This window comes from Thermodesulfobacteriota bacterium (genome assembly GCA_026415035.1).
GTDB lineage: Bacteria > Desulfobacterota > BSN033 > BSN033 > UBA1163 > RBG-16-49-23.
The window spans coordinates 108,552-117,080 of record JAOAHX010000006.1 but is presented as its reverse complement, the minus strand read 5'-3'; the positions used below and the strand labels follow the sequence as shown (position 1 = coordinate 117,080).

Below are 8,529 nucleotides of genomic sequence, written 5' to 3'. Positions count from 1 at the left end.
GTGAGGCAGGTGGCATCGGCGATGGTGAACGGGACATCGAGAATCCGCGCCAGGGTCTGGGCCAGGAGGGTCTTGCCGGACCCCGTCGGCCCGATCAGGAGGATATTCGACTTCTGGAGCTCCACGTCGCTGCCGGAGAGGACCCGGGAATTGATCCGCTTATAATGATTGTGGACCGCGACCGATAGGATCTTTTTGGCATGGTCTTGGCCGATCACATACTCGTCCAGTTTCGCCTTGATCTCCATCGGTTTGGGGACCGTCAATCGCCCCGGGACGAACCGCTCTTCTGCTTCTTCCGCGATGATCTCGTTGCAGAGTTCGATGCATTCATCGCAGATGTAGACCGTGGGGCCGGCGATGAGTTTCCTCACCTCATCCTGGCTCTTTCCACAGAAGGAACAGTGCAAAACGCTTCCATAGCTCCCGCTGTTCGATTTCATCGCTTCCTCCCTGGGATGTTCTCCCGGATTACCCTTGGGAGCGAACGGGACGCTGGACCACCACCTCGTCGATAATCCCGTACTCCTTGGCCTGCTGCCCGTTCATGTAAAAATCCCGTTCGGTATCGGCGCTGATCTTTTCGAGGGGTTGTTGGGTATGTTTGGCGAGGATCCGATTCAGCTCCTCCCGGAGTCGAAGGATCTCTTTGGCTTGAATATCCACGTCCGTGGCCTGTCCCTGGAACCCTCCCATGGGTTGATGGAGGAGAATCCTCGAATGGGGCAGGGCGTATCGTTTTCCCCTCTCTCCAGCCGCCAGGAGGAGGGCAGCCATGCTGGCAGCCTGTCCCATGCAGATCGTCGACACCTTGGGACGGATATATTGCATGGTATCATAAATGGCCAGTCCAGAGGTGACCAACCCCCCCGGGGAATTGATGTAGAGGTGGATATCTTTGTCCGGGTCTTCCGACTCCAAGAAGAGCATCTGGGCGATCACCAGATTGGCCACATCGTCGTTGATCGGCGTCCCCACAAAGATGATCCGTTCCTTCAGCAGGCGAGAGTAGATATCGTACGCCCTCTCCCCCCTGCCGTCCCTCTCAATGACGATCGGTATCAGCGTCATCGTTTCCCTTCCTCGCCGGCGATCTATCGCTTGAGCCCTCAGGAGATCTCGGCCCGGCTCAGCAGAAAATTGAGCGTCTTGTCGGTGAGAATACCGGCCTTAAGATCCGGGATCAGGCCATTCGATTCGTAGTATCGCTTCACCACGTCGAACTTCTGATGGGTCCTCTCGGAAATGGACCGGAGACGTTCCTCCACATCCTCGTCCGTCACCCGGATCCCCTCTTGATCGGCGATCTTTTCCAAAATCAGGTAGGTCCGGACCTGCCTCTTCGCCACCTCCCGGTAATCATCCCGAAGTTTCTCTTCCGAGAGGTTCAGCTGATCCCAGGCGACCCCCTGGGCCGCCAGACGCAGGCGGGTATCGGAGAGGAGGGCCTTGACCTGCTCCTCCACCAGGGTTTCGGGGATGTCAAACCGGTTCGCCTCCAGCAGGTGTTCGATCAACTGGTCTTTCAACGCCCGGTCGAGCTTGGCCGCCTTCTCCTTTTCGAGCTCCTCCTTCAATCGGGCCTTTAAGGCGGCCAGGGAGTCGTAATCCCCGAGGTCCTTGGCAAATTCATCGTCCAGAGGAGGGAGGACCTTTTCTTTGATCTCCTTGACTTTGATGCGGAAAGAGATCGTCTGGCCCGCCCATTTCTTGTATCCATAATCTTCGGGGAAGGAGACCTCGATCTCTCGCTCTTCCTCGGGCCGCATCCCGATCATCTTCTCTTCAAGGGCGGGGATGAACCGGCCGCTTCCCACCTCGACGGTGAAGTCGATCGCCCTTCCTTCTGGGAGCGGTTGTCCGTCCCTGCGGGCCTCGTAGTCGAAGATGACATGGTCTCCGGCCTGGACCGGCCTCGATTCGGAAATCGTCCTCAGTTGGGCGTGAAGTTCTTGTAATCCCTTGAGCCTCTCCTCCACCTCCTCCTCGGTCACCTCTTCCTTTCTTCCCTGGATCTTCAATCCCGTATAGCCTTCGATGCGGATCTCGGGCTTGACCTCCACGGTGGCCGAGTAGGTATAGGGTTTTCCTTTTTCCAGATCCCCGGGATCGAACACCGGGGGCGAGACGGGTTGGAGTCCCTTTTCGGAGAGCGCTACCGAATAGGTCTCCTGGATCAGTTTCTGGATCACCTCGGACTTGATATAATCTTTAAAATACCTCTCCAAGATGGCCCTGGGAACCTTCCCCGGCCGGAATCCCTTGATCCTGGCCTGTTTTCCAAGCTCCCGATAGATGGCCTCCATCTCCTGGGCCACCCTTTCGTCCGGGATCTCGACGTTGATCTTCTTCTTGACGGAGTTGATCTCTTCGACCGTGACGTTCATGAAGAATTGGCCTCTCCCTCGCTTTTTGCCCCGCCGGAGATCATGGCCTCATGACCTTGGTGCCGAGGGCGGGATTTGAACCCGCACAGTCTTTCGACCACGAGATCCTAAGTCTCGCGCGTATGCCCATTTCGCCACCCCGGCAGAGAATTTGGTGAGCCGTGCAGGAATCGAACCTGCAACCTACTGATTAAGAGTCAGTTGCTCTACCGATTGAGCTAACGGCTCACCCTTTCGATGAGACCTCTCGGATGTCCTGGCGCGCCCGGTCCGACTCGAACGGACGGCCTGCGGATTCGAAGTCCGACGCTCTATCCAACTGAGCTACGGGCGCTTTTTGGGGTGAGTGAAGGGACTCGAACCCTCGACCGCTGGGGCCACAACCCAGTGCTCTATCCGACTGAGCTACACTCACCGTCTTATATCTATCCCACGAACTCCAAAGCACAAAACCCAAACCCGTAATGGCCAAACCCCGGGTCGGCCCTCCCCCCTCGGGATCTGGCGCGCCTGGAGGGATTCGAACCCCCGACCCACGGATTAGAAGTCCGTAGCTCTATCCAGCTGAGCTACAGGCGCCTGAGATCTAAGTATAGGATTTTTGAAGCTTTCCATCAAGGCCCATTATAAGATTTAATTCGGCCAGTGTAAAGAGGAGGGGATCGTCATATAACTTATGGAAAAAAAAGGTAGATGATGGTTCGCCCCTGCTCGCTATGGGGTTTCTTCGAACATCAGTTTCAACCCATACAGGAGCTGGGCCTTTGTGAAGGGTTTGGTCATATAGTAATTGGCTCCCAACTCATATCCTTTGAACATATCGGAGTCATCCCCTTTTGCCGTGAGCATGATGATGGGTAGCTCGCTCAACTCCGGCCTCGATCTCACCTCCCTGACCACCTCCCAACCATCTTTATGGGGCATCATGACATCGCAGATGAGAAGATCGAACCTCTCCTGTCCGAGTCTCTCGAGGGCCTTCTGACCGTCTTCGGCCTCCGTCACCTCATATCCCGATTGGGTCAGGTAGGTCCGTAACAGCCTTCGGATGACCTCATCATCATCTACCACCAAAATCCTCTTGGACCCCATGTAGCCTCCCCCTTGAGATTCTCTTCGGCACCCGTCCTGATGCAAAATCGCCGGCCCCGGGGCAGGGACATGATGGGACAATCCTACCCAGTTCTCTCCCTTTTGTCAATGAGGTAGGGGCAAAGCCTAAACGGATTTTAATCGAAATTTCCGGGGGAGGCCTCCCCTCAGACCATGAGGACGAAGAGGGTGAGCGTGAAAAGGATCAAAAGGATGGCGGTGGTCCAGGCGATGCAGTTGAAGATGGGACCATTGGTGTGTTCCATCATCAGTTTCTTATCATTGACCAGAAGGAGAATAAAGATCAGGATGAAAGGGAGGACAATCCCATTGACCACTTGGGAGAAGTACATGATGGGGATGAGGGGGATGTCGGGGTAGAGGATGATCCCGGCACCCAAGAGGATGATCAGGGTATAGATCCCATAAAACTGGGGTGCCTCCATAAATTTTTTGTCGAGCCCGACCTCCCAGCCCAGGCCCTCACAGATGAGATAGGTCGTCGACAGGGGGAGGATGGAGGCCGCGAAGAGAGAGGCGTTGACCAAGCCAAAGGCGAAGAGGTAGGTGCAGTATTTTCCGGCCAAAGGTTTAAGGGAAAGGGCTGCGTCCTTCGCCGTTTCGATATGAATGCCGTGTTTAAAGAGGGTCTCCGCACAGACGAGGATAATGAAAAAGGCTACGATATGGACGACGACCGACCCCATGATGACGTCGAAGCGGGCGAATTTATACTCTTCGACTTTGATCCCTTTTTCCACGATCGAGGCCTGAAGATAGAATTGCATCCAGGGAGCGATCGTCGTGCCCACCAGGCCGATCACCATGGTCATCTCTTCAGGCCGGAGGTCCAGCCGGGGATTCAGGAATTGATCGATCACCCGATCCCAGTCAGGCTTGACGATGATTCCCGTAATAATATAGGCGACATAGAAGACGCAGGCGACGAGGAAGGCCTTCTCCACCGATTTATAGGTCCCCTTGACCACCATCCACCAGACCAGAAAGGCGCTCAGAGGGACGGAGACCATTTTGGAAACTCCGAAAATCTCCATCCCGGCAGCGACTCCCGCAAAATTGGAGATGGCGTTGCCCATGTTGGTCAGAAACATGGCGATCATCAAATAGAAGGTGATCTTGGCCCCGAATTTCTCGCGGATCAGGTCTGAAAGCCCTTTGCCCGTGACGACCCCCATCCTCGCGCACATCTCCTGGATGACGATCAAGACGATCATGATGGGGACCAGAGACCAGATGAGTTTAAGGCCGAACTGGGCGCCGGCCAGGGAGTAGGTGGTGATCCCACCCGCGTCATTGTCGACGTTGGAGGTGATGATGCCCGGGCCCATCAGGATGAAGAAGAGCCCGACGGTTCTCCAAAGGGACCGTTTGGAACTGGAGATCCAACGGAGGGTTTCGGACATGGTTCCTTACCTTTGGGATCACCCCCTCCCCCCCTCTCCAAAATTCCGAAAGCGGAGCGGTCGGAATCGGGCGATTGAGGGCAGGAGTGAGGAAAGACGTCAAAGGTTCTGTGGAGCTAACCGGCATCGGGGGCCAGCACATCGAGGACGCTTCGAAAACCGATGACCCCCCTTAACCGGTTCTCTTCGTCTAAGACCGGAAGGGCCCTGAACCCATACTTGGCAAAGGCATCGATCACCTCGTTCTGGTCCGCGTCTAACTTGACGCTGACCACCCTCGGCGTCTGAATCTCGGACAAAAGCTGGTGGGGCTGGGCCGTGAGGAGGTCCCGGATGCTGATCACGCCCTGCAAGACCCTCTCCTCGTCCACCACGTAGATATAATCGATGATGTCCAGGTGAGGCGCTTCAGCCTTAAGACGGGCCATGGCGGCCTCCACGGTGATGTCCGGGGAGAGGCTGAGATAGGCCGTCGTCATCAGCCCTCCAGCAGATTCCTCAGGGTGGGTCAAGAGCTCTCTCACGTCCTCGGCCTTCTCCTGCTCCATCCCCTCTAAGATCTCCTCGGCTCTTTCCTCCGGCAGGTCCCCCAGGAGATCGGCCGCATTGCTGGGGGACATCTCTTCCACGATATCCGAGGCCTTCTCCAAAGGGATCGTCTCGATCAAGGCCTTTTGGATCTTTGGATCGATCTCTTCAAGGGTCTCGGCAGCCGTCTCCGGATCGAGGGCGTGGAAGATGGCGGAGCGTTCTCGACTGCTCAGATCCTCGATGATGTCGGCTAAGTCGGCCGGATGGAGGTGGGAGAGTTTCTTCTGGGAGACGCTGAGGTGGAGCAGGTCGGAGCCGGAGAGGAGTTGGACATATTTCCACGAGATGAATTGATTGGGCAGTCTGTAAGAGAATAGAAGATCGAGAACCCAATCGGTCGCCCTCTCCCATCCGACCCTCCTCATCAACCCCCGGAACCCCACATCGACGTGGACCAGCCGTAATTTCGAGTCCACCCTGAGGAGATGGAGATCGTTGACCCGGACGACCTTGGCCCCGTAGGTATCGACGATCTGCTTGTCGATCACCTCTTCTCGAAGGAGGACCACATCTCTCGAGGCCAGAAATTCGGAAAGTTCGAGAAGGTCCTCTTCGGAGAGGACGATCCGAGGTTCGATCTGAAGGATCTTCTCCCAGAGGAGAACGGCCTTTCTCTTCCCGGTGGTCCGGATCACCAGGCCGAGGATCATCGGATAGGGTTCCACCCTCTCGGCCACGAGATCATAGACCTTCCCCACCCTTTTCCCGGATGGGTCATAGGCCTTCCGGTTCAGGAAATCACTGAGGAAATAGAACTGTTTCAGGTTCTGATCCATGTTCGAAGAACTTCCTGCCCCCTCTGGCGGGGCAGATTCCAAGAGGGCTCTGAAGGTCGAAGGAGCCCCGCGCCTTCCCCTTTCGAGAGGTCGCGGGGGAACCTCATGAGAAGTGGCCGCTTGAGGAACGATGTCTTGTAGCAGGCCCTTGGTCGCGTGCTTCGGTCCTTTTATAACGAGTTATATCGAAGCTGTCAAACCTCCCAGGGAGGCTTTGAAGAAAGGGGCGCCCACGCCTTTCAAGGTCAAAAGGGGATAAGGGGGGTCATTCCAGCATAAAAACCCCTCCCTCCTCCATCGCCTCGAGGGTCCTCTGGATCCTTCGGAGGAGGTCCCTCTCGAGCTCCTTGTCGGAGCGGATCGGGATGAGGAGGACTTTAAGTCCGAAGGCCCCCGTTTTTTCGAGCATCCTTTGAAAGATCCTCTGAAGCTCGACGGGATCCACCGACCGGAGATGGAGGAGCAGCCCCCGAAGTTCGTCCGGGGCATACCGTTCGAGGATATCGTGCTCCCTCAACGTGAGAGTGGTGTGGATCCGATGGATGATCTCAGGATCGCCCTTGAACGTGAAAAGGGTCAGTTGTCCTCCTTTTTCGGGTTGGACCGCCCGTCTCTCAGGGATGCCTTGGTTCGAAGGATCTTCGTACGTGAACTCGTTGAGGAGCCTCAGATTCCTGATGAAGGTGACCTGATGGTCTCTGAGGCGAAACCAGAGGGATGGGAAGGGCTTGCCTTCTGTTTGAGCCTCCTCTTTTTGGCGCTCCAAGGCCTGTTTCTGATGGAGGATGAATTCGAACTTCGAATAGAGATTTTTGGTCAGAAATCCGATCTCGGCGAGCGATTTGTCCCGAAGTCCGTCCCGTCGGTAGTACTGCCTGTATTTTCCTTGGAGGACCTGCTGAATCGCCCTGATCTCAGCCAAGCGGTCACGGATCTCTTTATAGAGCTTTCGGATATTAGTGATGATATCCTGGGGGGGCACCCGCTCAGGGGTGACGACCATGCAGAGCCCTTTAAAATCGTCCACCATCTCCTTCAACTTTTCGTAGTTGTGTTGGAGGGCCCTCTCGAGGCTTTCGGCATATCTCGCTTTAGGATCCCTTGCCATCTCGAAAAGTCCCCTCCTCCCCTCGGGGTGCCGGTCTTAAAGAAAGGTATGGACCATCCGCTCCATCTCTTTCAGGGTTTTAGGGTCGTAAGGGTTCAACCTCTTTAGAGAAGGGTCCAGGGGATCGGCAGGGTTGAAGTTCTGCAGGATCAAGCGAGATCCGGCCCGAAGTTGCTGGGCGAGGGCCCGGACCTCTCCCTCGGTATGGAAAAGAGGAACGACCGTCATCCTGAATTGATATTCGACCCGGTTCTCTTTGAGGAGGGCGATCGACTCCCGGATGGCCTCGAGGTCAGCGCGACGGCCGGTGATGCGGCCATAACTCAAGGGGTCCAGAGGTGCCTTCACATCCATGGCCACAAAGTCGATCCCTCCCTCTTCGATCAGTGTTCGAAGCATCTTCGGATTGGAGCCATTGGTGTCGAGTTTGACCGCCCATCCCCTCTCCTTGATCTGACGCACCAAAAGGGGAAGATCAGGGTGGAGGGTCGGCTCTCCCCCGGTCAGACAGATGCCGTCGATCCACCCTTTGAAGGAAGCGAGCCGGCGGAAGACCTCGGCGATCGGGATCGAGGCGAATCGATCGGGATGGAGGATCAAGCCATGGTTGTGACAATAGGGGCAACGGAAGTTGCACCGGGGAAGGAAGAGAACCGAACAGATCTTCCCCGGCCAATCCACAAACGAGGTTTCTAAAAATCCCTTGATATCGACCATGACCGATCGGGGTTGAACGTCCAGGCCTCCTCAAACCCAAACAGGGGGCCGAGGGGTCGACGACGTTCCCTGCAGCCTCGGTGGTATTTCGATTTCAGGGTCCGCGGATTAAGGGAAGGAGTGGCGGGTTGCGGAGAGGTGCTGTTTTAACTCATGGAGGGTGGGGACCACACCCCGCCAGCTTGCCACCTCCCTCTCCTCTTCATCCTCGACAATGAACGAGGGCGTGGCGAGGATGCTGTGAAAGGAGGCTTCGGCTAAGCCTTCGATGGTATCGAGGTCGTAATGGACGACCGATATGCCCTCGCTCTTCAAAGCATTCCCGATCTCCTTGGCCGCCGGACATCTTGGACAGTTGGCCTTGACGAAGATTTTGACGCGTTCCATGTGTGATCTCCTCACCCCGGATCCTCCCGGGATGGAAATGGTCTCCA

At 56.2% G+C, this 8,529-nt stretch carries 9 protein-coding genes and 5 tRNA genes; all 14 read right to left on the bottom strand.

Annotated features, from left to right (window positions below):
* Window positions 1-443: AAA family ATPase (locus N3G78_05745; protein ID MCX8117417.1), on the bottom strand; the 443-nt coding region annotated here is incomplete at its 3' end.
* 28 nt (window positions 444-471) lie between these two features.
* Window positions 472-1,071, bottom strand: a complete 600-nt coding sequence (gene clpP / locus N3G78_05740) for an ATP-dependent Clp endopeptidase proteolytic subunit ClpP (GenBank protein ID MCX8117416.1) — start codon at window positions 1,069-1,071, stop codon at window positions 472-474.
* Window positions 1,072-1,109: 38 nt separating this feature from the next.
* On the bottom strand, window positions 1,110-2,387 hold the full coding sequence (gene tig / locus N3G78_05735; GenBank protein ID MCX8117415.1) for a trigger factor: 1,278 nt from the start codon (window positions 2,385-2,387) through the stop codon (window positions 1,110-1,112).
* A gap of 57 nt (window positions 2,388-2,444) precedes the next feature.
* Window positions 2,445-2,531: transfer RNA gene (locus tag N3G78_05730), tRNA-Leu, on the bottom strand.
* A gap of 8 nt (window positions 2,532-2,539) precedes the next feature.
* A tRNA-Lys gene (locus N3G78_05725) sits at window positions 2,540-2,615 on the bottom strand.
* A gap of 29 nt (window positions 2,616-2,644) precedes the next feature.
* Window positions 2,645-2,721 (bottom strand) — tRNA-Arg (locus N3G78_05720).
* Window positions 2,722-2,725: 4 nt separating this feature from the next.
* Window positions 2,726-2,802 (bottom strand) — tRNA-His (locus N3G78_05715).
* 87 nt (window positions 2,803-2,889) lie between these two features.
* Window positions 2,890-2,966 (bottom strand) — tRNA-Arg (locus N3G78_05710).
* A gap of 135 nt (window positions 2,967-3,101) precedes the next feature.
* Window positions 3,102-3,479 (bottom strand): response regulator, encoded by a 378-nt coding sequence (locus tag N3G78_05705; GenBank protein ID MCX8117414.1) that lies wholly within the window; start codon window positions 3,477-3,479, stop codon window positions 3,102-3,104.
* 167 nt (window positions 3,480-3,646) lie between these two features.
* Window positions 3,647-4,903: an Nramp family divalent metal transporter gene (locus N3G78_05700; GenBank protein MCX8117413.1), complete on the bottom strand. Its 1,257-nt coding sequence runs from the start codon at window positions 4,901-4,903 to the stop codon at window positions 3,647-3,649.
* Window positions 4,904-5,019: 116 nt separating this feature from the next.
* Window positions 5,020-6,270: a CBS domain-containing protein gene (locus N3G78_05695; protein ID MCX8117412.1), complete on the bottom strand. Its 1,251-nt coding sequence runs from the start codon at window positions 6,268-6,270 to the stop codon at window positions 5,020-5,022.
* Window positions 6,271-6,535: 265 nt separating this feature from the next.
* Window positions 6,536-7,378 (bottom strand): hypothetical protein, encoded by an 843-nt coding sequence (locus tag N3G78_05690; GenBank protein MCX8117411.1) that lies wholly within the window; start codon window positions 7,376-7,378, stop codon window positions 6,536-6,538.
* 36 nt (window positions 7,379-7,414) lie between these two features.
* Window positions 7,415-8,095 (bottom strand): anaerobic ribonucleoside-triphosphate reductase activating protein, encoded by a 681-nt coding sequence (locus N3G78_05685; protein MCX8117410.1) that lies wholly within the window; start codon window positions 8,093-8,095, stop codon window positions 7,415-7,417.
* A gap of 108 nt (window positions 8,096-8,203) precedes the next feature.
* On the bottom strand, window positions 8,204-8,482 hold the full coding sequence (locus N3G78_05680) for a thioredoxin family protein (protein ID MCX8117409.1): 279 nt from the start codon (window positions 8,480-8,482) through the stop codon (window positions 8,204-8,206).
* Window positions 8,483-8,529 lie beyond the last annotated feature (47 nt).

Bases quoted from the DNA above. Each gene is read 5' to 3' on its own strand.
- clpP (MCX8117416.1), bottom strand. From the start codon at position 1,071: ATGACGCTGATACCGATCGTCATTGAGAGGGACGGCAGGGGGGAGAGG.
- tig (MCX8117415.1), bottom strand. From the start codon at position 2,387: ATGAACGTCACGGTCGAAGAGATCAACTCCGTCAAGAAGAAGATCAAC.
- N3G78_05705 (MCX8117414.1), bottom strand. From the start codon at position 3,479: ATGGGGTCCAAGAGGATTTTGGTGGTAGATGATGATGAGGTCATCCGA.
- N3G78_05700 (MCX8117413.1), bottom strand. From the start codon at position 4,903: ATGTCCGAAACCCTCCGTTGGATCTCCAGTTCCAAACGGTCCCTTTGG.
- N3G78_05695 (MCX8117412.1), bottom strand. From the start codon at position 6,270: ATGGATCAGAACCTGAAACAGTTCTATTTCCTCAGTGATTTCCTGAAC.
- N3G78_05690 (MCX8117411.1), bottom strand. From the start codon at position 7,378: ATGGCAAGGGATCCTAAAGCGAGATATGCCGAAAGCCTCGAGAGGGCC.
- N3G78_05685 (MCX8117410.1), bottom strand. From the start codon at position 8,095: ATGGTCGATATCAAGGGATTTTTAGAAACCTCGTTTGTGGATTGGCCG.
- N3G78_05680 (MCX8117409.1), bottom strand. From the start codon at position 8,482: ATGGAACGCGTCAAAATCTTCGTCAAGGCCAACTGTCCAAGATGTCCG.